The 571-nt window shown below is 45.2% G+C and carries 1 protein-coding gene and 1 pseudogene; one reads left to right on the top strand and one right to left on the bottom strand.

Annotated elements, in window-relative coordinates; all coding sequences use genetic code 11:
* Nucleotides 1–255: Ohr family peroxiredoxin (locus R8N47_RS27190; protein ID WP_318186367.1), on the bottom strand; the 255-nt coding region annotated here is incomplete at its 3' end.
* A 125-nt stretch (nucleotides 256–380) separates the two neighbouring features.
* On the opposite strand from R8N47_RS27190, the pseudogene R8N47_RS27195 reads away from it, so the two are divergent.
* Nucleotides 381–571 (top strand): annotated as a pseudogene (locus tag R8N47_RS27195) (MarR family transcriptional regulator); the annotation flags it as partial.

Consider the following 571-nt stretch of genomic DNA (forward strand, 5'->3'; position numbering starts at 1 on the left):
CGGGCCAATGCCTACTTCAACTGTCACCGGTGCGCTCTTTAGCGCTACTTTTGCTTCACGCGCAACGTGCAAAATCGCGTTAGAGAAACAAGCCGAGTAACCCGCAGCAAACAGTTGTTCTGGGTTCGTTGCTGCGCCTGTACCACCCATCTCTTTTGGGTAAGCAAGTTCAAGATCCAGCAGACCATCGTTGGTTTTTACTTGACCATTACGGCCAGCCAGAGCAGTAGCTTGAGTTTTGTATAATGTTGTCATGCGAATATCCCCTTCAATTTAAGTTGTGTACAATTTAATTGCTTACAACCTTACATCGAAACAGCGATAGTTTGCAACTATATTGTGCACAATTTATTTTTATCGCCTTTATCGAGATTAAGCCCATGAGCCAGTGTTACTCCCCAAGTACATTGAATGCAGAAGAAAAATTGTTACTAGAGAATCAAGTCTGCTTTCCGCTATACAGCGCTGCTAACGCTGTGATTCGCGCGTACCGACCGTTGTTGGACGCACTTGATCTCACCTACTCGCAGTACTTGGTAATGATGGTATTGTGGGAAAAAGATGGCACGAG

It is taken from the genome of Vibrio sp. 2132-1 (assembly GCF_033344315.1).